Raw genomic sequence first — 23,952 nt, 5'->3', positions numbered from 1 at the left:
TTATTGTTGAATTATCAGCGAGAAAGCATCCCGCAGGACGCGGATCAGCGGCTCGGCAGCCGCGCTGTTCCAAAGGCCATACGCCGCCATGACGACCAGCAGTGCCATGTAGACCCAAAAGGCGACCTCCTGCCTATCGATCTTCTTCCTGGGCATGTGCGGGTGCGGTTTGAGGTACGATAACGTTGAAGACGATGTTGCCGTCGCTGCCCTCGATGCGGAGGCGGCTCTCCTGAGCATGTTTGATCGGGTAAAGTTCCATCAGGGCCTTGGCGGCATTCACCGACACGGCCCGCAGGGGCGCCGGAGAGAGCGGCGCCCCGAAACGGTCGAGGTAGTTCTGTGTCGCAGCCTCGGCCATTACGGCTTTGAGGGTCTCGCCGACCTGGAGCTTCACGGCGGCCGTCTCCATCTCGTACTGTTCCGTTGAGATCATCTCCTTGACGCGGGCCATCACGCGGGGCTGGAGCAGCAGGCTGCGGGCCTGTGCCGAATCCCGCATCGATGCGGTGCCGCCGAAGATCTTACGGTAGCATTTGAGGATCTGCCCTGCGAACTCCATTCCTCCGTGGACATAGAGGTCGCAGAAAGCCTCCTCCTGTGCGGTCAGTTCCATATTCTGTTGTGTATCTTCGTTCATGGTGTCTCTTTGGGAAGAATAGGCGTTTGTACGGTAGGTTGTTGAGCAAACGATGCTTTCTGCGCCAGCAGTTGCTCCATCAGCACCTCGTAAAAGACGTCGGCAAGGGCGTTGGCCGCAGCTTCGGCATCGGCAAGGGAATTTATCAGCCGCATGTTGAAACGGATATCGAGGTCGTAGCCCGAGATCACGGCCATCAGCTCCGTGCCGTCGTAGTTCATCGCACCGTAGGTCATGCGCTCGTCCGTGCGGAAGGTCACACTCTTTGTCAGTTCGTTACTATCCATCGTTTCAGATTTTAAAATGGGTACGTGTTTTCTCGGCCTGCGGTGTGCCGGCGGCACCGTTCGCACAGCCCAGCCGTGCGGCATATAGTGCGGCTACCTCACGTGTGGCCGTAACGTCGGCATCGGCATCGTGGGCATCTGCGAGTTCCACTCCCAGCCGCTCGGCAATGAGTTCGAGTTTGTAGGACCCGACCGACGGATCACGCGCGAAGGCCATGTGCCCCAGGTCGAGCGTGTCGATATACCGGGGCTGGAAGTTGCCATAGAAATCCACCGTGCCGGCGAACGCCTGCGCGAACTGCGTCATCAGACCGGCATAGGCCATCATCTGTTGCAGGAAACCGATGTCGAAAGGGATATTCTGGCCGATCAGCACAGGTTTGTACTGCGGGCCTTTGGTGAGGGTATTCCTTACGGCAAAAGCGATTACTTCATTGGCCACCGTCTTCAGGTCGGCTCCCTCGCGCCGAAGCTGCTCCAGCGTGATTCCTGTGGTGTCGAGCGTATATTCTGCTGAAGATGTGCAGACCCATTCTCTCATCGGACGCAATGTTCCCGACAATTACCGGGATAACGATGACCCAGATCCCGACCGGCTCGCTATCAACGATGAAGTCGGCGAAGTCATCGAGGTTGGAACGACACCCGACATCAATCCCGAAATGTTCCGCCGCCGTGTCAAGAGCCTGATGCTCGCGGGTCTGTCGCAACAGGAGGCCGAGAAGTTCGTGGCTTCGACACCGCAGAAACTGGAACTCTTCTATGACGTTAGTCTCGGAGCTTTTGCCATCGATGCTGAGGCGGTCGGCAACACTCCTTTGTACAATCCTTACACGGGGAAAGAAATCCCCGACGAAACCGAATAATAAACCGATCCTATGAAAACGAAATTTTTATCTTACAGCCACTCGAAACTCAATCAGGTCGTCCGGCATTGTGCCGAGCTGGAAAAAGTCGGCGAGGGCGTATATACCTACCTCAAAAGCAAAGATCCGTACCACGAAGAGGACGATCAGATCGCCATCGTCCTGCAACTGGACAATGTTTTCTTCGAGTACGCCGCCTACAGCAGAAGAGTCCTCGCCGGCCAAAATGTAGCCGAGGCCGGAGCGCAGTTCCTTGCGGTTTTCCACCAGATTGTCGAACGAACCATGCAGGAGGGGCAACACCTGCAGCTCCTGTTCGTGCGTATCTACGAAGAGCTTGGTCTCGATGCGGAGCCCCTGATCCGCTATCGAGAAGAGTACCGGGAGCGCCTGCGGCAAGAGGACGAGGAGAAAAAACGCCGCAAAGAGGAACAGCGACGGCAAGCCGAAGAACGGAAGCAGGAGCGATTGCGGAAAGCAGGGGAACGGTTCGTCGCTGGGGAGTTTATCCCCTGCGAAGACTTTATCTGCCTATGCAAACAGCTGCAGGTTCCCGTATCGCTTCGCACGCATGGAACTTTGCGCAGGTGTGTGGAAGAACTTTCCTTGAACAGTATCAGCTACACCCGTACGAGTGGCAAGTGCGGCCCGAAACTCGACGGCTGTTTCGCCCTGGTCAGAGTTCTGCGCGCTAAACTTACCGAGAAAGAATAATCTCGTTAAAAGAACATTTATCTGCACGTCGTGCAGCGGGCACGACCTAATTTCAACTAAAACCGAAAAATATGCAAACATTCAAAAAAGGACAGCGGGTCTGGTGGAACGACCCGATTCATGAAAAGTCCGGCGAGTACGACGTACTCGACCCTCAAGACAAACTCAATGCCGGCAAACCAGAACAGGAATGCAGTATCCTTATCGGCAATGGAGAGGATACATGGGATTCTCCGGCCGAATATCTCACTATCGTATTCCCGATATCCTTTGTGGATCGGGAGCAGCTCGCCATGCAGGAGCACCGCAACAGTATACGCGACAAGGAACTGGTGGAGCACATGCAGGAACTCGTCGCCCAATTCGAGAACCAAGCCTTCGAGGCCGAAGGGAATTCGGTTCGTATCGGCGACGAAGACCACGACGTCTGCTGCGTTTACGGATTTCTTGTGTGCGATGGCACTCTTTACGCCCGGCTGGATTACGGCGACGACAGACAACGGACGGTGCCGGTTGCCGATTTATGTGTCGTAGAACTCTTCGATGCTTTCTGTTTGTTGGTGAGAAACGCTTAATCCCTGCACCGATGAGTATATTATGCAGTATTTGCGGCGGCACGCAGATTCGGTGTGCCGCCGTCATCGATCCCAACACGAAAGAGTTTATCGAGTTCGGGTATAGCGCCCTTTCCGACGGGCAATGCGATGATTGCGGGAACGTGATCCTGACCGATCCCGATCAGGTCAAATCAAATATTGACAGGATATGGACCGAATATATCTCCACTCACCGCACCGTGCCCAATTTCGTCCGGTGCGAAGTCGTTCGCACCGGTGATTATGGCGGCTGCGAACAGGCATACATCCGTATCGGCGGATCGGAGAATACGGTCGGCGGATCGGACACCGTTGCTGTATGCCGCGACATCAATGCGCTGAAGGCTCTCGCCGTACCCGACCCCGATTCCGAGCGAGGCTTTACCCTCGTCGGATGCCAGCACTTCGAATTCCAGAAAGTATTGGAGAACCGAACCTACCGGATCGAGATCGACGGGGAGTGTATTCCCGTAACCACGGAAGAGGTGCTGAAGTTCTACCCGAAGCAGCACAGCCTAACGCAGGAAAAAATTGAGCGATATGCGGCCACCAACACGTCCCGGATCAAGTCCTACCGGACTTGCGATCGGTGGCTCGATGCCGCGCTCGTCCGACGGCTTCTGGATGAGGAGCACCTGATGAAGCCCGGTGAAAGCGACAGCTTCAAAGTGCAGCTTCGCTTCCAGTGGTTCGCGCGAATCAGTAAGGAGAGAGACAGGCAGTACGCCCCGTTCTGTTATACCGTGAAGGCATACTGTCTGGACAATATTCAGACTTTCACGCGCCGCTATACCGAACTCGAAAAGGCATTGCTGCACTGTCTGAATGAATTTAACGAAAACGCGAAAATTCCTGATCGCTACCGATCCATTGATGAATATTTAACACAAACACAGAAGCGATGAACTCTACCAGTACACAAATGCAACAAACCCTCCGCCAGTTGGAATCGACCATGACGGATATAACTCCCGAAAAGAGCCAAACTAAGACCTTGTGGACATGCAGCGTTTGCGGCGGCACGGATGTGGCCTGCGATGCTCGTATCAATCCTAACACGGGTGAGGTATTCTGCGTTTTTGACGATCCGGACGCTACGTGCGACAAATGCGGAGAGGTCGAACTTGACGTGGTGGAAACGAATGCGGCAGAAGAATATGCTGGCAAAAAAGAACTCTTCGCCTTCATTTGGCCCTTCCAACTGATGCCGCGCAACGCTACCGACGAGCAGATCGTCACAGCGTATGAGAAAGGCCCGTTGCATAGCATCGATGATGAAGACGACGATGAACTCTACGAGGTTCGCAAACTAACCCCTGACGAACTGGCCGCCGAGATCAACGATAACGACTGTGCGTTTGGGCAGTATTATGTACGCTTTATCGAAGTCTGACGCCATGGAAAAACGTATAACTCTGGATCGGAAGATTCAAGGCATACTGGATAGAGGGCCCATGGCGGCCCTCTATTTTGCTGTTGCAGCCAACGTACTGCGGCTGATCGTCGAGCAGAACGACGACCGGTTCGTTCACGACTTGTTCGGCGGTCTGATTGATTCGGCGACCATACGCCACTGTGTAGAAGAGATCGATAAAACTCTTAATCAACAACCGAATAATAACCACTTGCAAGGAGTGGAAAAGTAAAATCAATTCACAAGATCGAATTATGAAAATACAACTTTTAATCGATGCCTACCGCAAGAACGCCGCCGCGTTTTATGCCGCTGTCAGCAACAACACACTTCGTAAAAATACGAATGCCCCGACAAAGCCTGATTATCAGGCCGAAGTCATCGTGCCCATTCTAAACGAATTGGTTCGTTTGTTACCCGAATTTCGGCTCAACCCGCCCGATGAATTGTATGTCATGCGCTGCGATTTCTATTACATTTATTACAGGAAATTTATGGTCGGCGGGTTACAGCCTGACGAAAATTACAATCTCACGTTCACACCCCTTAGTAAAAAGAAGCCTATTGGGCCGTGTGTCCCTATACGCAGCATGGACGAACTGGTTGCTCAGGTTCGGCAAGCTATGGCAATAAAAACAACTCCGAAACAAACAGCGAATCCCTTAAAAACCGAGAACCATGAATAATTCCCGCCGCGCCCTCATTGGTGAAATCAAAGACAGCCTGGATGAGATTCGGGATAGAATCGATGAAGTCCGGGATGAAGAACAGGAATCTTACGACAATCTTCCCGAATCGTTTCAGGAAGGAGAATTGGGTGAAAAGATGCAATCGGTAATCGATACCCTCGATGAAGCAATGTCATCCATCGATGAAGTTGCTGAATATCTAGATACGGCTGCCGCCTAAAAATAATCCGCCATGAACAACCAAACATTTCACAAGCAGAACGAGTCGCGCATCCGGCTGCTTATTCTGGCCAAACTGCTCCCGTGGCTCTTCATCGGTCTTATCCTTATAATTGGCCTTATCAGGGATTGCTCCGGGTCTGACGTCGATCCGATGGACAACAGCTATATGAAGAACATCGGGGTTGTCGATCATGTCTTCGTGGTCGATTCTACAAGGAATGGATTCCGGACAGTTTACACGACGGTGAAACCCGTAACCGATGCCCGATTGCAGGAGATTCGCAAGCGGGAAAAAATCCGAGACGCTTTCGCGCGGTTGCAACACGACGCGCCGATCCATTTCGGGGGATCACTGCTCTACACCGATATTTACGATTTCGCAATTTTTGCCAAGCAGTACGATGTCGGTCCCGATGTCATGTTGCACAACATTTTCGTAATGGGATATGAGAAGATGAATCTGTACATCGGCCCGAATCCCGGTATAGAAAATTCAGCGCGCTGGATGAACCGGCAAACCGAGCAGGGGAACCAATACCGGGGTTCTCGTGAAGTTTTTCGCTGTTCTACCGACGCACCGACAATCTATCGATATTGGAAGTGTCGGGCTCCGTATGATATTTCACTGACAGACGAGCGGTTCAGCCATTTTTCCGAAGAGGAAAGGCTGTATTAGTCCTGTGCATTTTTGTTGTCTATACTACACTTAAACCCTTGTAAAATAACTGATTGATAAGTTGTTTCGCATCGTTTTTCACAGTATATTCGCAGGATTTTACACAAAAAATGACTGAAAGGAGATTGTTAATTGAAAGAAAAAAGATTGCATTATGATATAGGTATATGACATTGGAACATTCGCAACTCAAATTTGCGAAATCGGAATCCACGGGAGAGCTGATCGGCTTCGTCTCGCGGCATTCCAAAACACGTCAGTTGAGAGGAGTTCGTGAAGACTCGAGATTCGGGAAACAGATATGCGTTCTTTCGGAAGATTTGAAGGGGACTGTTCTGCCCAACATTTTGTACGCAGTAGACCTCAAACCCATGCACAAACAGCACGGTTATGTGGTGGTCGCAGCGACTCCGGTTTTGTTTAAAGTGGTCATCGAGACGATCATCGTGCCTAAGACGATCTATCAGGTGACCGTGACATTCGGCAACAAGAAGATTTTTTTCGATCCCAAGGACGGAAAGAGCTTCAACAGCCGAACCATCGAAGGGATCGTAGGGGTGTTGGAGAACAGGCCGGACATCGCCGACAAGGAACAGGTGCTCGCAACCTTCCGCAAACAGGCACAGGCACTGGTGCGAAACATGGAGACGGATGGCTATCTTTATATTCAACCGAAGAATCCGGGGCTAAAGTAGTATGTGCAGAGCAGGGCATGCCGCCCTCTCTTCTTATTGCAATGGTAAAAATCAAGTCCCGGAGTGACAAGTATGTTGAATTGAAAGAGGCGGATTACTTATTGCTTGTTGAGAATACGATCTTGATCGAGGCGCTCAAAATCGCTGGAATCGAGTCCATGCCCATCTACAAAGCCGTGCGCCGAATCATCGACGACAAGCGGGTGGAAGTTCACATCAAACCAGTCAGCCATCGATATTCCTGAAAGAACTTTTCCCAAAGAATGAGGCCCGTCTGCTATGCAGATGGGCCTCATGTCGTCTGATAAGGAGGGGCAGAGCATCCAAAATATGCTGTCTATACCTCTTTGAAATATAATTGCTATAAATCAGCAAAATATACGAAAATTCATTGTACTTTTGCTCTTGACATTTTTACAGTATTAACCGTCGTCCATGCGGTCTGTTATGTAGGATTCCGGTCTGTCGGCAAAACTCGTTGCTGATATTTAATCAATTATACTTAAAAACCCTGCCTCTCAACTGAGCGGGATTTTTTATTTCCTCCGAGAATGGCTCGCGTGCCGGTGCGTTGGGAGCTATTATTCGTCGACCCTGTCGTTGAATTCCTTAACCCATGCCGGAAGGAGACGCAGGGCGTGCGACATCTGGTATTCGGTATTTGCCTGGCTGTTGGTGACGAATTCCATGGCCAGCGTAAAGACGTTCCTGTTCTCGTTTCGGGAGACCGAACATTTGCAGACGAACTTGTTCTGGTTTATGTCGTTGGCGATCTCCATCAGCTTGTCGTAGGGGGTGACGGTGCCGAAGTTCGCCAGCACTTCCACATAGGCATAATCCTCGTTTTCGATCTGTTTTACGATAATGTTGTAGAGGATTCCCTGGATTTTGAACTCGATGTCCGAGTCCTTGTCCAGGGCCGGGGCATAGCCTTCGTGTTTGAGGTAGGTGAAAATGTCGTTCCGGACGGTCTGCTGGGCAAAGAGCGCCGGGATGCCGGCGAGCAGCAGGAGCAGGGTGAGTGTGAATTTTTTCATATCGGGTTGTTAAGGGTTGTCTCGAACAAAGATAATGAAAATTCCGGCTCTTTGCCGGCATCACGGTTTGAAAAATTATCCCCCGCGTCGGGGGAAATAACAGGAGCCCCGGATGTTGTGAAGGGATTTTCGGGACAGTGTTTGCGGAGATCGGATTCTTTTCTACTAAAAAATTAGTAGTTTTGGGAAAAATCGTTATCTTTGCTTCTGACAACCAAAAACACGTTCCCATGAAACGACTCTCCGTCCTTTTGTCTGCCTTCGTTTTCCTTGTGTTTCCGCTCTTTGCGCAGTCCGGCTTCCGGACGGGCGCCAAAGTTCCTGCCATTACGGTCGAGATGCTCGACGGCCGGGAGGTCAAAATCTCGAAATGCCGGGGCGACGTAGTGCTTTTGTCCTTTTGGGCTACCTGGTGCAAACCCTGCCTGCGCGAGCTCAACGAGATGCCGGAGAAGATACTCCGGCGTTTCGAGGGCCGCAAATTCACGATGATTGCCATCGCAAAGGGCGAACCCCGCGAGCGGGTTGCGGAGAAGGTTGCCCAGCTGCGCAAGCAGGGCGTGGTCTTCCCCGTCGGGCTCGACCCCTATGAAAAGATTTCGCAGCTGCTTGGCGACGAGCGTATTCCGCAACTGGTAATAATCGGGCCCGACACCAGGGTGCGTTATCACGAAGTGGGGTATACGCCCGAACGGCTGGATGAAGCGGCTGAAATTATCGAAAAACTTTTAAACGAGCAGCCATGAAACACATGAAACATCTGTTTATCGCACTTGCGGCCGGTTTCGCCGCAACTTTCGCCGCAGCCCAGATTCCGATGCCGGCCTGGGAACTCTCCGAGGCCGTTGAGCGGCAGAGCGGCGTAATGAACTACACCAACGAAAAATTCGACTTCCGCCGTCTGCCCATGCATCGCAGCATCTCGGAATTTCTCCACCCGGGCGATACCGTGCAGTACCGGACGTTCCTTTTCGACGTCACTGTCTGCGACGCCGGGGGCCCGGTCTCGCAACTGCGCTTCCAGAGTGACCCGCAGGTCGTGCGCAAAGAAGCGGATACGGTCACTTTCGTCGCTGCGGACAATGCGTGGCTGCAAGTCGTCGCCCTTGCACACCTGCCCCTCGACGCATCGGACGAGCTGGTTCGGCATGCGGTGGATTCGCTGAAGGACATCCGCACGATTACCGACGGCATGGACATTCTTCCGGCCAAACAGTGCGGGATGTCCTATGCCCTGCAGTACCTTTTCGGCAGGGCGGGAATCGACGCGGAACCGCTGCTGTCTTGGCAAACCTACCTGTCGAGCGACAAGGCTGCCGAGCTGTTCGGCTATTGCTGCGAACCTGTCCGGAAGATGCGTATCGGCGGGGATATCGAGCGTTTTGCCCGCAAGGCTGAATTTTCGGACGAGTATATCTACCTGCTGGAGGGAAACGGGGAGCGGAAGATGCCGGTCGCCTTTTTCTGCAGCGACGGTAAATTTTGGGCGAAAATCGGCCCCTGTCAGTATCTTTCGTTCGATTCGGTCATCTCCGTCTGGCGCCACGATAAGAAGACGACGCATGTCGGCGTATACCGGCTGAAAGGGAAGTTCCGGTAGTGCGGAAACCCGCTCCGCTCAATACCCGGATGCAGGAGCGTACAGTGTGACCGCATCCCGGCGTCTCCCATATGGAGATGGGATGTCCTGCCCCGGATAATTTTCCCAAAGTACGGCCCTGCGGGAACGGAACGGCTGTTCAGAACAGCGACCCCTGTTCGGGCAGGGTGGGGGCGTAGAACCGCATCCGGGTTTCGAGCCCCAGTTTCGCGCACAGGTTCCGGAACGTGTCGTCCAACTTCCGGTAACTGGGGCTGAAGCATTCGTAGCGGTTGCCGAAACAGGCTTCGTAGCGTGCTTTCAGCCCGGGGAATTCCCGGTCGAGGGTTGCGTGGAAATGCTCTCGCGACCCGCTGCGGAGCGTTACGCCGAACATCGGGAGGATATACGATGCCCCCGCGTCCTTGGCCCGGCGGACGATGGCTTCGACATTTTCCCGCGTGTCGTTGATCAGCGGCAGCAGCGGCATCATCGTGACACCCGTATAAATGCCCTTGGCAGCCAGTGCCGCCATTGCGCGGAACCGCTCCGAAGAGGCCGGGGCGCCGGGTTCCGTGCGGACGCTGAGCGCGTCGTCGGCACAGGTCACGGTGAAACTCACCGCCGCGTAGGTGGCGGAAATTTCCTGCAGGATGTCGGCATCGCGCTCCGCCAGGGAGCTCTTGGTGATGACATGCACCGGGAAGCGCTCGTCGGCGATCATGCCCAGTGCCCGGCGGGTCAGCCGCAGCTCACGTTCGACGGGCATGTAAGGGTCGTTCATCGACCCCGTGCCGATCGTGGCGCGTTTTTTCCGCCGGGCACGCAGCTCGGCGGGTAGCAATTCCAGTGCGTTGCGCTTCACGGCTATCTGCGCAATGTCCCCGATCCCGTAGCAGTCGCTGCGCGTGTCGCAGTAGATGCACCCGTGCTGGCATCCCCGGTAGAGGTTCATGTTGTAGGCGATGCCGAACCACCGATCGGCCGTCCGCAGCTTCGAGAGGATCGTTTTGGTTTCGATATACCGCATGGGCGGGTCAGTAGAGCTCGATGAATTCGTAGGTGTTGCCTACGGCCGCCAGGTAACGCAGGAATTCCTCACGGGAGATCACCACCGTCGCCCGGTTGTCGTTAGGGTGGAACGAGTAGGCCGGCAGCCGTTGCAGGCTGGCGTCGAGGAACAGGTGCACGTGCCTGGCCGGGTCGTTGATCAGCCCGAAGGGCGACACCGAACCGGGACGCAGTCCCAGCCAGTGCTCCATGCGCTGCTCCGAAGCGAACGACAGTTTGCCCTGCCTCAGGCGGTGTTCCAGGTCGTGGATGGCCAGGTTCCGTTCGCAGTCGAAACATACGAGGTAGTGGCGGTTGCCTTTGTGGTTGCGGAAAAAGAGGTTCTTGCAGTGCTTCGACCCGTCGTCGCGCCAGTAGCGGCGTGCGGCCTCGATGGTCGGTGCCTCGGGGTGTTCGTACCACGTGTAGGCGATGCCGCGGGCGTCGAGCCAGCCGAAAACCCGCTGCCGGCGTTCGTCCGGCGTCGGGGCGGTCGTTGCGGCGCCGGGGCTTGCCGGTTCCATTCCTTCCATGGCTATCGGGCCTTGCAGAATTCTTCGATATTCTCCGCGATGCAGCCTACCAGCACGTCGACGGCTTCGCGCGGCGACCATGCGTTGTGGGGCGAGAGCAGCAGCCGGTCGGGTTCGCGGATGCCCAGCAGCGGGTTGTCCGCGGCCAGCGGCTCGCGTGAGAATACGTCGAGCGCGGCGCCTGCGACCGATCCCCGGTCGAGGGCTTCGGCCAGTGCCGCCTCGTCGACGATTCCGCCGCGGGCGACGTTCACGAGGATGGCCGATTGCTTCATCACGGCCAGCTCCGGGGCGCCGATCAGCCCCCGCGTGTGGTCGTTCAGCGGCGCGTGCACCGAGACCGTGTCCGCCCAGCCCAGCAGTTCGGGAAGCGACACGGCGGGGTAGGGCTCTTCGCGCACGGCGCCCGAGGTCGAGGTGTAGCGTACCTCGCAGCCGAAGGCCGCGGCGAGCCGCGCCACTTCGTGTCCGATGGCGCCGAGCCCCACGACACCCCACTTCGAGCCGTAGAGCTGGTGCGTGGGTTTGGCGAAGTGGAACTGCTGCCCGGCGGCCGAGTAAGCGCCGCTCTTGACATAGCGGTCGTAGTAGACGATGTGCCGCCGCAGGGCGATGGCCGCCCCGAGGGTGGTTTCGGCTACGGAGTGCGTCGAGTAGCCCGCGGCGTTCCTGACGGCGATGCCCAGCTCAGCCGCGGCGTCGAGGTCGATGTTGTTCATGCCCGTGGCGGCTATGCAGATCAGGCGCAGCCCGGGGAGTGCGGCGAGCGTCTCGCGGCGCATCACGACTTTGTTGGTGATGACGATTTCGGCATCGCGGCAGCGATCCGCGACCTCGTCCGGCGCGGTCGTGCTGTAACCCGTGTACCGGCCCAGCTCGTGCAGGCGGGTCAGGTCGGCACCCCCGAGGGTGTACTCGTCCAGAAATACGATGTTAGGTTTCATTGGCGTATGTGTTTATGGTTTTGTTGTCAGTCCATTTCCCCGATCAGCGTGCGGATCGCCACCGAGGCGCAGCCGATGCCGAACAGCGCCGGGATGTAGGAGATCGTGCCGACGTTCGACTTCTTGTTCTGCTCGTCGCAGAGGATCATCGCCCCCTCGCGCATCGCCTCGGGCGAGAATACCGCCTTGAAGCCGCTGCGGACGCCCAGTTTGTGCAGCCGCTTGCGGAGCATGTGCGCCAGGGGGCAGTGGTGGGTCTTCGAGATGTCGGCGATCTCCATCTTCGTGGGGTCGGTCTTGGCGCCGGCGCCCATCGAGCTGACCAGCGGCAGCGAACGGTCGAGGGCACCCTTTATCAGCGCCAGCTTGGGCGAGAGGGTGTCGATGGCGTCCACCACGAAATCGTATGCGGCGGCGTCGAGCAGCGTGTAGGTCTCCTCGTCCCGGATGTAGCGGTTGACGATGGTCAGCCCGATCGCGGGGTTGATGTCCCGCAGCCGGTCGGCGAGCACCTCGGCCTTCTGCCGGCCTACGGTCGAATGCAGGGCCACCAGCTGGCGGTTGATGTTGCTCGGCGCCACGGCGTCGGCGTCGGCGATGGTCATGCGTCCCACGCCCGCCCGGGCAACCATTTCGGCGGCATAGGCGCCTACGCCGCCCAGTCCCACGACGAGCACGTGCGCCTGCCGGAGCAGGTCGAGTTTTTCCTTGCCGAGCAGCAGCTCGGTGCGTTCAAGCCAGTTATCCATTTTGCGGGGCGAATATCCGTTCGTAATTTTCGGTCGTCGCCCGTTTCAGGGCTTCGACGGTGGTGCCTCTCACCGCTGCCGCGTGCGCGTAGACCTCCTCGATGCCGGTGTCGCTGTCGTCGGTTTCGAGGAAGAGCTGCCCGGGGGGCGTTTCGCGCAGCGCTTCCAGGGTCTTGGGCGACGAGAACGTCCGCACGCCGAACGAGAGGTAGTAGCCTTTCTCCAGTGCGCGGCGTGCCTGCTCGGGCGAGCCGATGAACCCGTGGAATATGACGGCACGGGGCTCGCGGGCGGCCAGTTCCAGCATGACGGGCTCGAAGGCCCTGACGCAGTGCAGCACTACGGGCAGTTGCCGGTCGCGCGCCAGTGCCAGCTGGGCGCGGAAGGCGGCCAGCTGGCGCTGCCGCCCGGCGCCGCGGGCGTAGTCGAGCCCCGTCTCGCCGATGGCCTGTACGTCCGCCGGGAGCGTGCCGAGTGCGGCGATGTTCTCTTTGTCTGCATCCCACGGGTGGATGCCGGCGGTGCGGAGCTCGATGCCCCGGCCTGTCGGGCGGTGGGTGTGTATGTTGACGAATTGGGAGGTCATTGCGACAAAAGTACAAATTTTAAGTAAATTAAAAAATAATAGATAATGCATACGGATTTTTCGGAAAAAATTCGTACTTTCGCACGCGAATTATGCTGTTAGCAGGCTAACAACAAAAACCGGCCCGAAATTTAACCCAAAAATATCCAAACATAACAATCAAAATCTTTAACCATGTCGAAAATCATTACACTACGCAAGGGTCTCGACATCAATCTCCGGGGAAAGGCTCAGGAGTCTCTGGCCGATGCGCCGCAGGCTTCGGAGTATGCCCTCTCGCCGCTCGATTTCGAAGGCGTGACTCCCAAGTTGCTGGTTAAGGTGGGCGATGAGGTGAAAGCCGGTACGCCGCTGTTCTTCAACAAGTACAGCGAGCGTGTCCTCTTCACGTCGCCTGTCAGCGGGACGGTTGCTGCCGTCAACCGCGGGGAGAAGCGCAAGGTGCTCTCCGTAACCGTAACGCCGGATGCCACGCAGAGCTACGAAGAGTTCGCCAAGCCCGACCTCCAGAAAGCGTCCCGCGAGGAGATTGTCGAACTGCTGCTCCGTTCCGGCCTCTGGCCGATGATCGTGCAGCGGCCCTACGGCATCATCGCCGACCCGAACGACACGCCGAAGGCCGTTTTCATTTCCGCCTTCGACTCCGCGCCGCTGGCCCCGGATTACAACTTCGTGCTCCGCAACGAGCAGAAGAATCTCCAGGCCGGCATCGAGGTGATGCGCCGCCTCACGCCGGGCAAAGTGCACCTCTCGGTGCGTGCCAAGGCCGAGGGGCAGATGCCCATGCTCAAGGGTGCCGAGCTGCACACCTTCGCGGGCAAGCATCCCGCGGGCAACGTCGGCATCCAGATCCACCACATCGACCCCGTGAACAAGGGCGATGTCGTGTGGACGGTCAATATCCAGGATCTGGCCATCATCGGCCGCCTGTTCAACGAAGGCCGCGTCGACATGACGAAGATCATCGCCGTAGCCGGCTCTGAGATCGAAAAACCGCAGTACTGCCGCGTCGTCGCGGGCGCCAGGGTCGATTCGATCCTCCGGGGCAACGTGAAACCCCAAAAGGAGGGCGACCATGTACGCATCATCTCGGGCAACGTGCTCACCGGCACGAAGACTCCGGCCGACGGCTTCCTCGGTTTCTATGCCAATCAGCTCACGGTGATCCCCGAGGGCGACAAGTACGAGCTGCTGGGCTGGGCGATGCCCCGTTTCAACAAGTTCTCCGTATCGCGCTCCTATTTCTCGTGGCTCTGCCCGAAGAAGGCCTACGACCTCGACACCAACATGAACGGCGGCGAGCGCCCGTTCGTCGTGACGGGGCTCTACGAGCAGTACCTGCCGATGGACATTTACCCGATGTACCTGCTGAAGGCCTGCCTTGCCGGCGACATCGACAAGATGGAGAACCTCGGCATCTACGAGGTCGTGGAGGAGGATTTCGCCCTGTGCGAATTCGTAGACCCCTCGAAGATCGAGATACAGCAGATCATCCGCGACGGTATTAACTTAATGATTAAGGAGGCATAACGATGAGCGCATTACGCAATTTGGTAGATAAGATCAAGCCCACGTTCACCAAGGGTGGCAAGCTGGGCTTCCTGGAGTCGACGTTCGATGCGTTCGAGACATTCCTGTTCGTACCGAACACCACGACGCAGAAGGGCGCGCACATACGCGACTGCAACGATATGAAGCGTACGATGATCATGGTGGTCGTCGCCCTGATGCCGGCGCTCCTGTTCGGGTTCTATAACACGGGTTACCTGCATTTCCTCTCGCAGGGCGTGCAGCCCGAATTCTGGGCTTCTCTCTGGTTCGGGTTCCTCAAGGTGCTGCCCATCATCGTCGTTTCGTACGTCGTCGGCCTGGGCATCGAGTTCGCCTTCGCACAGGCCCGCGGCCACGAGGTCAACGAAGGTTTCCTCGTGACGGGTCTGCTGATCCCGATGATCATGCCGGTGGACATCCCGCTGTGGATGGTGGCGCTGGCCACGGCCTTCTCGGTCATCTTCGGCAAGGAGGTGTTCGGCGGTACGGGTATGAACGTCTTCAACCCCGCGCTGCTTGCCCGCGCCTTCGCGTTCTTCGCCTATACGCCCTCGATGTCGGGCGCTACGGTGTGGATTGCAGGGCTCTCCTCGGGCGAGGGCGTGGTGGACGGCTTCTCGGGCGCCACGGCACTCGAAAACCTGAGCACCACGGGCCAGATGGGCTACTCGGCCATGGATGCCTTCCTCGGTTTCATTCCGGGGTGTATCGGCGAGACCTCGACGCTGGCGATCCTCCTGGGCGCCGCGATCCTCCTGTTCACGGGCGTCGCTTCGTGGCGCACGATGGTTTCGGTATTCGTCGGCGGGCTGGCGATGGGCTATTTCTTCCAGGCGATCGGCACGACGACCTATCCGGCATGGTACCACCTGATCATCGGCGGTTTCGCATTCGGTGCCGTCTTCATGGCCACCGACCCCGTGACCTCGGCCCAGACCAATACGGGCAAGTATATCGTGGGGCTGCTGACCGGTGCGCTGGCAGTGCTGATCCGCGTGGTCAACCCGGCCTATCCCGAGGGCATGATGCTGTCGATCCTCTTTATGAATGCGCTGGCTCCGCTGGTGGACTACTACGTGGTCGAGGCGAACATCTCGCGCAGAAAGAAACGTGTTAAACTGGCGAAATAGGGGAGATATATGGCAACGAAAAAATTCAAATGCACAGTCTGCGGCTATATCCACGAAGGGAAGGCCGCTCCCGAAACATGCCCCGTTTGCGCGGCTCCCGCTTCGGCGTTCGTCGAGATCGAGGACGCGAAGAAGAAGGGGATGCTGAGCGACAAGAACGGCAACGCATATATTATAATGTATTCGACCGTGATGGTCGTGATCGTGGCGACGCTGCTCGCCGTGGCGGCACTCTCGCTCCAGAAGCGCCAGTATGCCAACGAGCTGAACGAAAAGAAATCCTCGATCCTCTCGTCGCTCTCGGCGCAGGATCAGGATTACGATACCTTCATTGACGCCTACGTCGTCGACGCCCGGGGCGAGAAGGTCGAGGGACAGGACGTATTCGAACTGCTCAAGGACTTGCAGGGCGCTTTCGACGACGGCAAATTCCCCGTGTTCGAGGCCAAGGACGGCCGTGTGGTGATCCCGGTTACGGGTACCGGTCTCTGGGGCCCGGTCTGGGGCTATGTGGCGCTCGAAAAGGATATGGACACGATGGCCGGTATCATCATGGCCCACAAGGGCGAGACCCCGGGCCTGGGTGCCGAGATCGCCACGCCGAAATACCAGGCGCTGTTCGTCGGCAAGAAAATCTTCAAGGGCGACGAGTTCGTTTCCGTGAAGCTGCGTAAGGGCGGCGCACAGGATCCCGAGCACGAAGTGGACGCCATTTCGGGCGGTACGAAGACTTCGGACGGCGTGACGGCGATGCTTTACAACAGCCTGCACCACTACCTGCCGTTGCTCGAAGCCAAGCGCAAGGCCGCAATCGAGGCGATCGTATTTGCCCCCGTGCGGGAAGAGTCTAACCAAGAAAACGTAGAAAACAATGAGTAAGCAAGAAAAAGAGCCTTTGTTTTCGGCTAAGAATATGAAGTTCCTGACGGGGCCGTTCTCCGCGAACAACCCGGTCATCGTGCAGATCCTGGGTATCTGTTCGGCGCTGGCCGTCACCGTGCAGCTCAAGCCCGCCATCGTCATGGCCCTCTCCGTGACGGTCGTGACGGGTTTCTCGAACCTGGTGATGTCGCTGCTGCGCAACGGCGTGCCTTCGCGCATCCGCATCATCGTGCAGCTGGTGGTCATCGCCGCGCTGGTAATCCTGGTCGACCAGGTGCTCAAAGCCTATGTCTACGAGGTGTCGAAGCAGTTGTCGGTCTATGTCGGCCTTATCATCACCAACTGTATCGTCATGGGACGTATCGAGGCTTTTGCACTGGCCAACAAACCGTGGGCGTCGCTGCTCGACGGTATCGGCAACGGCCTGGGGTACGGCCTGATCCTGGTGATCGTGGCTTTCTTCCGCGAGCTTTTCGGCTCGGGCACCCTGATGGGTTTCCGTATCGTTCCCGAGAGCTGGTATGCGGCCGAGGGCGGCTGGTACTACAACAACGGGCTGATGCTCTTCCCGCCGATGGCGCTGATCATCGTGGGCTGCATCATCTGGGTGCACCGTTCGCGCAATAAGGATTTACAGGAAAAATAGGAGGGTAACGTATGGAATCATTGAATATCTTTATCCGGTCGATCTTTATCGACAACATGGTCTTCGCGTTCTTCTTCGGCATGTGTTCCTACATCGCCGTTTCGAAGAGCGTAAAAACGGCCCTCGGCCTCGGCGCCGCCGTTACGTTCGTGATGGTGATGACCGTGCCGCTGAACTACCTCCTGTATGAATTCGTACTCAAGGCAGGTGCCCTTTCGTGGGCCGGGCTGCCCGATGTGAACCTGGACTTCCTGACGTTCATCGTTTTCATCGCCACCATCGCCGCTTTCGTGCAGCTGGTGGAGATGGCCGTCGAGAAGTTCTCGCCGACGCTTTACAGCCAGCTGGGTATCTTCCTGCCGCTGATCGCCGTGAACTGCGCCATCATGGGCGGCTCGCTTTTCATGCAGCAGAAGGTCGATGCGCTGGAGCTGACGTCGCTCTGGCAGTCGATCGTCTACGGCCTGGGTTCCGGCCTGGGCTGGTGGCTCGCCATCGTCATGATGGCCGCCATCCGCGAGAAGACGACCTACTCGCAGATTCCCGCGGCGCTCAAGGGCCCCGGTATCGCGTTTATCATCACCGGCCTGATGGGTATCGCCTTCATGATCTTCTCGGGTATTCAGTTCTAACCTTAAAAGAGATTCGGAAAAAATGGAATTGACTATTATAGTTGCAATCATTGCCTTTCTGGCGGTAACCCTCCTGTTGGTAGGGCTGCTTCTCTTTGCAAAGGCCAAACTGACCTCGTCGGGTGAAGTTACGATCGACATCAACGGCGGCGAGAAGGTCATCACGACCGAAAGCGGCTCGACGCTGCTCGCAACGCTGGCCAACAACAAGGTCTTCCTGCCTTCGGCCTGCGGCGGCGGCGGTTCGTGCGGCATGTGCAAATGCCAGGTGATCGAGGGCGGCGGCGACATCCTGCCCACCGAGACCGGTTTCATCACGCGCAAGATGGCCAAGGAGCACTGGCGCCTGGGATGCCAGGTCAAGGTGAAGGAGAACCTCAAGATACAGGTTCCCGAAGCCGTGCTCGGCGTCAAGAAGTGGGAGTGCACCGTGGTCTCGAACCGCAATATCTCGACCTTCCTCAAGGAGTTCGTCGTCAAGCTGCCCGAAGGCGAGAACCTCAAGTTCCGCAGCGGCGGCTACATCCAGATCGACATCCCGAAATACGATGCCATCAAGTTCTCGGACATGGACGTCGACGAGGCCTACCGTGCCGACTGGGACAAGTTCAAGATGTGGGATCTGGTTACGACCAACCCCGAAGCTACGTTCCGTGCCTACTCGATGGCCAACCACCCGGCCGAGGGCAATATCATCATGCTCAACATCCGTATCGCCACGCCGCCGTTCGACAAGGCTACGGGCGGGTTCATGAAGGTGAACCCGGGTATCTGCTCGTCGTACATCTTCTCCCGCGAGCCGGGCGACAAGGTGACGATCTCGGGCCCCTACGGCGAGTTCTTCCTGCCGGACAACCTGCCCGACACGCAGGAGCTGATCTTCATCGGCGGCGGTGCCGGTATGGCTCCGATGCGCAGCCACCTGATGCATCTGTTCAAGACCGAAAAGACCAAGCGTCCCGTGTCGTTCTGGTACGGTGCCCGTGCGCTGAAGGAGGCTCCCTATGTGGACGAGTTCCATGCCATCGAAAAGGAGTTCCCCAATTTCAAGTTCAACCTGGCGCTCGACCGTCCCGATCCCGAGGCGGATGCCGCAGGCGTGAAATACACCCCGGGCTTCGTGCATAACGTGCTCTATGAGAATTACCTCAAGAACCACCAGGCGCCCGAGGACTGCATCTACCTCATGTGCGGCCCCCCGATGATGATCGCGTCGGTGGTCAAGATGCTGGACGACCTCGGAGTGCCGTCGGAGAATATCCTCTACGACAACTTCGGCTCGTAGCGGTGCGGTGATTCCGCTGAACGCCGCAGGCGCATAAACGGGAAGGGGCGAAGATTCGAATCGTTTCGAAGGCTTCGCTCCTTTCCGTTTTTCGTTGCCGCAGGGCGGGGGGGGGGGAGTGCGGAGCTGCCGGGTGCCGTTGCACGCATGGCGCGGAAGCGCCGCCCGTTTGCGGACGATACGGATTTCCTTCGGGAATGACACGGAAGCCCGACGCTGCGGGCCCCTGCTCGCTGGCCTCGCGCTGTCCAGGAGGGGGGGGGAGTGCCCGTGCCGGGATTTTTTGTGCTGCATATCGGCCCGTCCGGGAAAGTACAGTATCGGGATAAATTATTATATTTGTATTAATAACCGATTCGACAAACTCTAAAAACCTTAATTCTATCGAAATGAACATTCCTTTGATTTTCTGGATCGTCCCTGCCGCTGCTGTCATTGCCCTGGCCGTAGCCTGGGCATTTTACCGCAGCATGAAGCGCGAGGACGAAGGTACCCCGCGCATGCGCGAGATCGCCGAGCACGTGCGCAAGGGCGCCATGGCCTACCTGCGCCAGCAGTACAAGGTCGTGCTGATCGTATTCATCATCCTGGCGCTGTTCTTCGCCTACCTGGCCTACGGCGCTGGGGTGCAGAACCCCTGGGTGCCCTTCGCTTTCCTGACGGGCGGTTTCTTCTCGGGGCTTGCCGGTTATTTCGGCATGAAGACCGCGACCTATGCTTCGGCACGCACGGCCAACGCCGCACGCCAGTCGCTCGACCGCGGCCTGAAAGTCGCCTTCCGCAGCGGCGCCGTGATGGGGCTCGTGGTCGTGGGGCTCGGGCTGCTGGACATCTCGTTCTGGTATGTTATCCTCGAACGCTTCGTGGAGGTGTCGGGGCCGCAGAAACTCGTGGTCATCACCACGACGATGCTGACCTTCGGCATGGGCGCCTCGACGCAGGCGCTCTTCGCACGCGTCGGCGGCGGTATCTATACCAAGGCGGCCGACGTGGGTGCCGACCTGGTGGGTAAGGTCGAGGCGGGGATTCCGGAGGACGACCCGCGCAACCCCGCGACCATCGCCGACAACGTGGGCGACAACGTGGGCGACGTGGCCGGCATGGGCGCCGACCTCTATGAGAGCTATTGCGGTTCGGTGCTCGCCACGGCAGCGCTGGGCGCGGCGGCGTTCGCCACGGCCGACGGCATGGCGATGCAGCTCAAGGCCGTGCTGGCGCCGATGCTGATCGCGGCCGTGGGGATCGTGCTCTCGATCATCGGCATCTTCTTCGTGCGAACCCGGGAGGGCGCCTCGATGCGCGAGCTGCTCCGCTCGCTGGGCGTGGGTGTCAATTTCAGTTCGCTGCTGATTGCCGGCGCGACGTTCGGTATCCTCTACCTGCTGGGAATCCAGAACTGGCTCGGGCTGTCGTGCTCGGTCATCACGGGGCTCGTCGCCGGTATCATCATCGGACAGGCTACCGAATATTACACTTCGCACTCCTATAAACCGACGCAGAAGATCGCCGGAAGCGCCCAGACCGGGCCGGCCACGGTCATCATCGCCGGGGTCGGGTCGGGCATGATCTCGACGGCCATCCCCGTCCTGACGATCGGTGCCGCGATTATCCTCGCCTATCTGTGCGCCATTGGCTTCGACATGGAGAATATGATGGCTCCGATGAACATGTCGCTGGGGCTCTACGGCATCGGCATCGCCGCCGTCGGTATGCTCTCGACGCTGGGCATCACGCTCGCCACGGACGCCTACGGCCCGATCGCTGACAATGCGGGCGGCAATGCCGAAATGAGCGGCCTCGGCCCCGAGGTGCGCAAGCGCACCGATGCGCTGGACGCGCTGGGCAATACGACCGCTGCCACGGGCAAGGGCTTCGCCATCGGATCCGCGGCGCTGACCGCACTGGCACTGCTGGCATCCTACATCGAGGAGATCCGTATCGGGTTGCTGCATAACGGCATCACGATGCTCGACCTGCCCAACGGCACCTCGCAGCTGGTCGAGAAGGCCTCGATCCTCGATTTCATGGAGTATTACCAGGTCACGCTGATGAACCCGACGGTGCTGATCGGCATCTTCATCGGCGCCATGATGTCGTTCCTGTTCTGCGGCCTGACGATGAACGCCGTGGGACGTGCCGCCGAGAGCATGGTGAACGAGGTGCGCCGCCAGTTCCGCGAGATCAAGGGCATCCTCACGGGCGAAGGCACGCCGGACTATGCCCGCTGCGTGGAGATTTCGACCCGCGGTGCACAGCGCGAGATGATGTTCCCCAGCCTGCTGGCCATCGTCGTGCCGGTAGCCGTCGGTCTCGTGTTCGGCGTGGCCGGCGTGATGGGCCTGCTGGTCGGCGGCCTCAGCTCGGGTTTCGTGCTGGCCGTGTTCATGGCCAATGCGGGCGGCGCGTGGGACAATGCCAAGAAGATGGTCGAGGAGGGGCATTTCGGCGGCAAAGGCTCCGAATGCCACAAGGCCACCGTGGTGGGCGATACCGTCGGCGACCCGTTCAAGGACACTTCGGGCCCGTCGCTCAATATCCTTATCAAGCTGATGTCTATGGTTTCCATCGTCATGGCCGGGCTCACGGTGGCCTGCCACCTGTTCTGACCCATGTGACGATAAAGGCAATAAGAAAAGCCACCCGGGGAAGGTGGCTTTTTTTATTGCCTTGCAGCGGGGCTATTTCTTGCTCGCGCCGCTTTCGAGGATCGAGACGATGGAGTAGAGCGTGAAGCAGATGGCGCCGAAGCCCGCCAGCACGCGTGCGGGGACGAAATACTTGGGCTCGGAGAGTGCCGCCTCGTAGAGGAATGCTGCGAGGAACAGGCAGGCCAGGGCCGTAAGCACCGGGATGATCGGGATGCGGTTGGCCAGCGGGAAATCGGCGTGCCAGATCTTTGCCAGCAGGATGACCTTGCTCGATATGCTCCAGCAGATCAGTGCCAGCCCTATGAGCACGAAGCCCACGAAGCTGATCGCCTCGCCCCGGAGCGTGAAGATGAGGATCAGTCCCAGCGCGAAGGCCAGGCCGCCCATCGCGAGCACCAGCCCCATCCACCGGCGGCGTTCTTCCATCGTATAGCTGCCTCGTGCCTGGCGTGCGATACTGGCTACCAGCGCGATGAGCGACGTGCAGACACAGGCGATGCCGAACATGACGCTTCCCGCCACGACATGCGCCGGGAGCGTTCCCAGCGCGAAGAGCAGGATGCACCACACCCATGCCCCGGCGGCTATGGCCGACACGATGAAGATCAGCAGCGAACTCTGCCCGCGGGTGAAGCCTGCGGGGTTGACCGAGAAGGTGCTGTCGCCCGAGTTCTTGGGGATCAGGCTGAACCGCGTCGAGGAGGTGGCCGCCGTCGAGACGCACGCCGTGATGAACCCCAGCCCGCAGATTACATGCCCCGTGACGAACGCCCCGGTCATGTGCGACTGGATGATGAAAAGCCCGCAGATGACCGTCATGGCGGCGACCGCATAGCCGATGGCCGGGAAAAGGTATTTCGCGGCGGCGGTATAGGTGCCGATGATCTGGCGGATGATGGTGGCGGCGGTGCAATAGAGCGCGATGCAGATCGAGCCCAGGAAAAAGAGCACGGGGCCTGCCGTGAGCCGCGAGGGGTCGTCGCCGGCGGCGAAAACGTAGGCGCCGTAGGCGAAACAGAAGGCTGCCATCGCAAGGGGAATGGCGCGGAAGAGGATGCTTATGCCATAGTTCATAATCGGAGTTTTTGTTATGCGCCAGCCTGCAAATCATGAACCAAACGAAAAAATGGCTATCTTTGCCCCATGGAAAATATCGTTTTCGACCTGGGCGGAGTACTTTTTGCCCGCGACAGAAGTAAGTGTACGCAAGAATTCCACGACTTTTTCAGTTTCATCCGTTCGGAGCCCATGCCGGCTTTTTGGGAGGATTACGACCGGGGCGTACTGACGCTCGACGAGGTGACCGGCATCCTTTCCGGGGTCAACGCCTGCCCGCGTGCGAAATGCGAGGAGTACCTGCGCCTGTCGATCGACATGCAGGAACCCGTGAAGCCTACCGAACAGCTTGTCCGCGACCTGAAGGCCGCCGGCTACAAGTTGTTCGTGCTTTCGAACATGTCGCGCGAGTTCATCGACTTCCTGCGCCGTTTCCCCGTCTACGGGCTTTTCGACGGCGAGGTGGTCTCCTGCGAGGAGGGCGTGGTGAAACCCGAGCCGGAAATCTACCGGCGACTGCTCGGCCGCTACGGACTCGATCCTGCGCAGACGCTCTTTATCGACGACCGCCCGGCCAATATCGCTGCTGCAGCGGCGCTGGGTATCCGCGGGCAGCTGTTCGACCATTCGGCGCCGGCCGCAACCTGCGACCTGCTGCGCCGTCGGCTGCTGCCCCGAAAGTAGGGAAGCGCGTCAAGACCATATCCGGGTACTCCGTCCGTATGGCCGTATCCGAGGCCGTTCGCTCCGCCGGCACGAATCGCCGGCTTCCCCTTTTGCAGCGGTTTTCCCTGTCCCTTGATCCGATCCGTCCGATGATTGAAAAATAAAAAGGGCCGCTCGTC

The 23,952-nt window shown here is 58.0% G+C and carries 32 protein-coding genes; 20 read left to right on the top strand and 12 right to left on the bottom strand.

The window, feature by feature from the left end; genetic code table 11:
* From DW189_RS14470 to DW189_RS11585, 4 genes are read right to left on the bottom strand one after another with little or no spacing between them, the layout of a single operon-like run.
* Entirely contained in the window at positions 1-156 is a 156-nt protein-coding gene (locus tag DW189_RS14470) for a hypothetical protein (RefSeq protein ID WP_162508156.1), read from the bottom strand.
* Positions 134-616 carry a hypothetical protein gene (locus DW189_RS11595; RefSeq protein ID WP_232045547.1) on the bottom strand — a complete coding sequence of 161 codons (483 nt, stop codon included), beginning with the start codon at positions 614-616 and terminating at the stop codon, positions 134-136. Before DW189_RS11595 ends, DW189_RS14470 begins: the two co-directional genes overlap by 23 nt.
* Before the next feature lie 20 nt (positions 617-636).
* The gene (locus DW189_RS11590; protein WP_117508298.1) at positions 637-927 is read right to left on the bottom strand and encodes a hypothetical protein; all 291 of its coding nucleotides are present in this window, start codon (positions 925-927) and stop codon (positions 637-639) included.
* A gap of 4 nt (positions 928-931) precedes the next feature.
* Positions 932-1,468, bottom strand: coding sequence for an exonuclease domain-containing protein (locus DW189_RS11585; RefSeq protein ID WP_117508297.1), 537 nt, complete (start codon positions 1,466-1,468; stop codon positions 932-934).
* On the opposite strand from DW189_RS11585, the gene DW189_RS11580 reads away from it, so the two are divergent.
* The 10 genes from DW189_RS11580 to DW189_RS11535 all read left to right on the top strand — a co-directional run bounded on the left by DW189_RS11580 (position 1,449) and on the right by DW189_RS11535 (position 6,799).
* Positions 1,449-1,793, top strand: a complete 345-nt coding sequence (locus DW189_RS11580) for a hypothetical protein (RefSeq protein ID WP_232045550.1) — start codon at positions 1,449-1,451, stop codon at positions 1,791-1,793. The genes DW189_RS11585 and DW189_RS11580 overlap by 20 nt on opposite strands.
* A gap of 12 nt (positions 1,794-1,805) precedes the next feature.
* Positions 1,806-2,507, top strand: coding sequence for a hypothetical protein (locus tag DW189_RS11575; protein ID WP_117508296.1), 702 nt, complete (start codon positions 1,806-1,808; stop codon positions 2,505-2,507).
* Between the two features lie 71 nt (positions 2,508-2,578).
* A complete protein-coding gene (locus DW189_RS11570) occupies positions 2,579-3,082 on the top strand; it encodes a hypothetical protein (protein ID WP_117508295.1) in 504 nt (167 codons plus the stop codon).
* 11 nt (positions 3,083-3,093) lie between these two features.
* A complete protein-coding gene (locus DW189_RS11565) occupies positions 3,094-4,008 on the top strand; it encodes a hypothetical protein (protein ID WP_117508294.1) in 915 nt (304 codons plus the stop codon).
* Positions 4,005-4,496, top strand: coding sequence for a hypothetical protein (locus tag DW189_RS11560; protein ID WP_117508293.1), 492 nt, complete (start codon positions 4,005-4,007; stop codon positions 4,494-4,496). Before DW189_RS11565 ends, DW189_RS11560 begins: the two co-directional genes overlap by 4 nt.
* Positions 4,497-4,500: 4 nt before the next feature.
* Positions 4,501-4,749, top strand: a complete 249-nt coding sequence (locus DW189_RS11555; protein ID WP_141417978.1) for a hypothetical protein — start codon at positions 4,501-4,503, stop codon at positions 4,747-4,749.
* A 22-nt stretch (positions 4,750-4,771) separates the two neighbouring features.
* Positions 4,772-5,203, top strand: a complete 432-nt coding sequence (locus DW189_RS11550; protein WP_117508291.1) for a hypothetical protein — start codon at positions 4,772-4,774, stop codon at positions 5,201-5,203.
* Positions 5,196-5,426, top strand: a complete 231-nt coding sequence (locus tag DW189_RS11545; protein ID WP_117508290.1) for a hypothetical protein — start codon at positions 5,196-5,198, stop codon at positions 5,424-5,426. Before DW189_RS11550 ends, DW189_RS11545 begins: the two co-directional genes overlap by 8 nt.
* A gap of 12 nt (positions 5,427-5,438) precedes the next feature.
* A complete protein-coding gene (locus DW189_RS11540; RefSeq protein ID WP_117508289.1) occupies positions 5,439-6,104 on the top strand; it encodes a hypothetical protein in 666 nt (221 codons plus the stop codon).
* 167 nt (positions 6,105-6,271) lie between these two features.
* Positions 6,272-6,799 carry a hypothetical protein gene (locus DW189_RS11535; protein WP_117508288.1) on the top strand — a complete coding sequence of 176 codons (528 nt, stop codon included), beginning with the start codon at positions 6,272-6,274 and terminating at the stop codon, positions 6,797-6,799.
* A 98-nt stretch (positions 6,800-6,897) separates the two neighbouring features.
* On the opposite strand, the gene DW189_RS14645 is transcribed toward DW189_RS11535, so the two are convergent.
* Both DW189_RS14645 and DW189_RS11525 read right to left on the bottom strand, forming a co-directional pair.
* The gene (locus DW189_RS14645) at positions 6,898-7,032 is read right to left on the bottom strand and encodes a hypothetical protein (protein WP_259295440.1); all 135 of its coding nucleotides are present in this window, start codon (positions 7,030-7,032) and stop codon (positions 6,898-6,900) included.
* 348 nt (positions 7,033-7,380) lie between these two features.
* A complete protein-coding gene (locus DW189_RS11525; RefSeq protein ID WP_117508287.1) occupies positions 7,381-7,836 on the bottom strand; it encodes a YbjN domain-containing protein in 456 nt (151 codons plus the stop codon).
* A 230-nt stretch (positions 7,837-8,066) separates the two neighbouring features.
* Between DW189_RS11525 and DW189_RS11520 the strand changes: the two genes are divergently transcribed.
* Both DW189_RS11520 and DW189_RS11515 read left to right on the top strand, forming a co-directional pair.
* Positions 8,067-8,582, top strand: a complete 516-nt coding sequence (locus tag DW189_RS11520) for a TlpA family protein disulfide reductase (RefSeq protein ID WP_082426749.1) — start codon at positions 8,067-8,069, stop codon at positions 8,580-8,582.
* On the top strand, positions 8,579-9,436 hold the full coding sequence (locus DW189_RS11515; RefSeq protein WP_117508285.1) for a hypothetical protein: 858 nt from the start codon (positions 8,579-8,581) through the stop codon (positions 9,434-9,436). Before DW189_RS11520 ends, DW189_RS11515 begins: the two co-directional genes overlap by 4 nt.
* 139 nt (positions 9,437-9,575) lie before the next feature.
* Here DW189_RS11515 and DW189_RS11510 read toward each other — a convergent pair whose 3' ends face one another.
* The 5 genes from DW189_RS11510 to DW189_RS11490 are packed head-to-tail and all read right to left on the bottom strand — an operon-like array spanning position 9,576 to position 13,277.
* Positions 9,576-10,445: an SPL family radical SAM protein gene (locus DW189_RS11510; protein WP_055204387.1), complete on the bottom strand. Its 870-nt coding sequence runs from the start codon at positions 10,443-10,445 to the stop codon at positions 9,576-9,578.
* Positions 10,446-10,452: 7 nt separating this feature from the next.
* A complete protein-coding gene (locus DW189_RS11505) occupies positions 10,453-10,998 on the bottom strand; it encodes a prolyl-tRNA synthetase associated domain-containing protein (RefSeq protein WP_117508284.1) in 546 nt (181 codons plus the stop codon).
* Between the two features lie 2 nt (positions 10,999-11,000).
* The gene (locus tag DW189_RS11500; protein ID WP_117508283.1) at positions 11,001-11,942 is read right to left on the bottom strand and encodes an NAD(P)-dependent oxidoreductase; all 942 of its coding nucleotides are present in this window, start codon (positions 11,940-11,942) and stop codon (positions 11,001-11,003) included.
* A gap of 26 nt (positions 11,943-11,968) precedes the next feature.
* Positions 11,969-12,691, bottom strand: a complete 723-nt coding sequence (locus tag DW189_RS11495) for a ThiF family adenylyltransferase (RefSeq protein WP_117508282.1) — start codon at positions 12,689-12,691, stop codon at positions 11,969-11,971.
* Positions 12,684-13,277, bottom strand: a complete 594-nt coding sequence (locus DW189_RS11490; RefSeq protein WP_117508281.1) for a TatD family hydrolase — start codon at positions 13,275-13,277, stop codon at positions 12,684-12,686. The genes DW189_RS11495 and DW189_RS11490 overlap by 8 nt, the downstream gene beginning before the upstream one ends.
* 174 nt (positions 13,278-13,451) lie before the next feature.
* Here DW189_RS11490 and DW189_RS11485 point away from each other — a divergent pair, with 174 nt between their 5' ends.
* From DW189_RS11485 to DW189_RS11455, 7 genes are all read left to right on the top strand, one after another.
* A complete protein-coding gene (locus DW189_RS11485) occupies positions 13,452-14,807 on the top strand; it encodes a Na(+)-translocating NADH-quinone reductase subunit A (RefSeq protein WP_022331693.1) in 1,356 nt (451 codons plus the stop codon).
* 2 nt (positions 14,808-14,809) lie between these two features.
* Entirely contained in the window at positions 14,810-15,958 is a 1,149-nt protein-coding gene (locus DW189_RS11480; RefSeq protein WP_117508280.1) for an NADH:ubiquinone reductase (Na(+)-transporting) subunit B, read from the top strand.
* A gap of 9 nt (positions 15,959-15,967) precedes the next feature.
* A complete protein-coding gene (locus tag DW189_RS11475) occupies positions 15,968-16,837 on the top strand; it encodes a Na(+)-translocating NADH:ubiquinone reductase subunit C (protein ID WP_018697115.1) in 870 nt (289 codons plus the stop codon).
* Positions 16,830-17,486, top strand: a complete 657-nt coding sequence (locus DW189_RS11470) for an NADH:ubiquinone reductase (Na(+)-transporting) subunit D (protein WP_055212431.1) — start codon at positions 16,830-16,832, stop codon at positions 17,484-17,486. The genes DW189_RS11475 and DW189_RS11470 overlap by 8 nt, the downstream gene beginning before the upstream one ends.
* Before the next feature lie 11 nt (positions 17,487-17,497).
* Positions 17,498-18,118: an NADH:ubiquinone reductase (Na(+)-transporting) subunit E gene (gene nqrE / locus DW189_RS11465; RefSeq protein ID WP_018697113.1), complete on the top strand. Its 621-nt coding sequence runs from the start codon at positions 17,498-17,500 to the stop codon at positions 18,116-18,118.
* Between the two features lie 22 nt (positions 18,119-18,140).
* On the top strand, positions 18,141-19,403 hold the full coding sequence (gene nqrF / locus DW189_RS11460) for an NADH:ubiquinone reductase (Na(+)-transporting) subunit F (protein WP_117508279.1): 1,263 nt from the start codon (positions 18,141-18,143) through the stop codon (positions 19,401-19,403).
* A 389-nt stretch (positions 19,404-19,792) separates the two neighbouring features.
* Positions 19,793-22,009 carry a sodium-translocating pyrophosphatase gene (locus tag DW189_RS11455; protein ID WP_117508278.1) on the top strand — a complete coding sequence of 739 codons (2,217 nt, stop codon included), beginning with the start codon at positions 19,793-19,795 and terminating at the stop codon, positions 22,007-22,009.
* A 72-nt stretch (positions 22,010-22,081) separates the two neighbouring features.
* On the opposite strand, the gene DW189_RS11450 is transcribed toward DW189_RS11455, so the two are convergent.
* Positions 22,082-23,125, bottom strand: a complete 1,044-nt coding sequence (locus tag DW189_RS11450; RefSeq protein ID WP_032134486.1) for a DUF2776 family protein — start codon at positions 23,123-23,125, stop codon at positions 22,082-22,084.
* A gap of 69 nt (positions 23,126-23,194) precedes the next feature.
* Between DW189_RS11450 and DW189_RS11445 the strand changes: the two genes are divergently transcribed.
* Positions 23,195-23,791 carry an HAD family hydrolase gene (locus DW189_RS11445; protein WP_117508277.1) on the top strand — a complete coding sequence of 199 codons (597 nt, stop codon included), beginning with the start codon at positions 23,195-23,197 and terminating at the stop codon, positions 23,789-23,791.
* The last annotated feature ends 161 nt before the right edge of the window (positions 23,792-23,952 follow it).

Source organism: Alistipes sp. AM16-43 (assembly GCF_003435745.1).
GTDB classification, from domain to species: Bacteria; Bacteroidota; Bacteroidia; order Bacteroidales; family Rikenellaceae; genus Alistipes; species Alistipes onderdonkii.
This window is presented reverse-complemented; position numbering and strand designations above follow the sequence as displayed.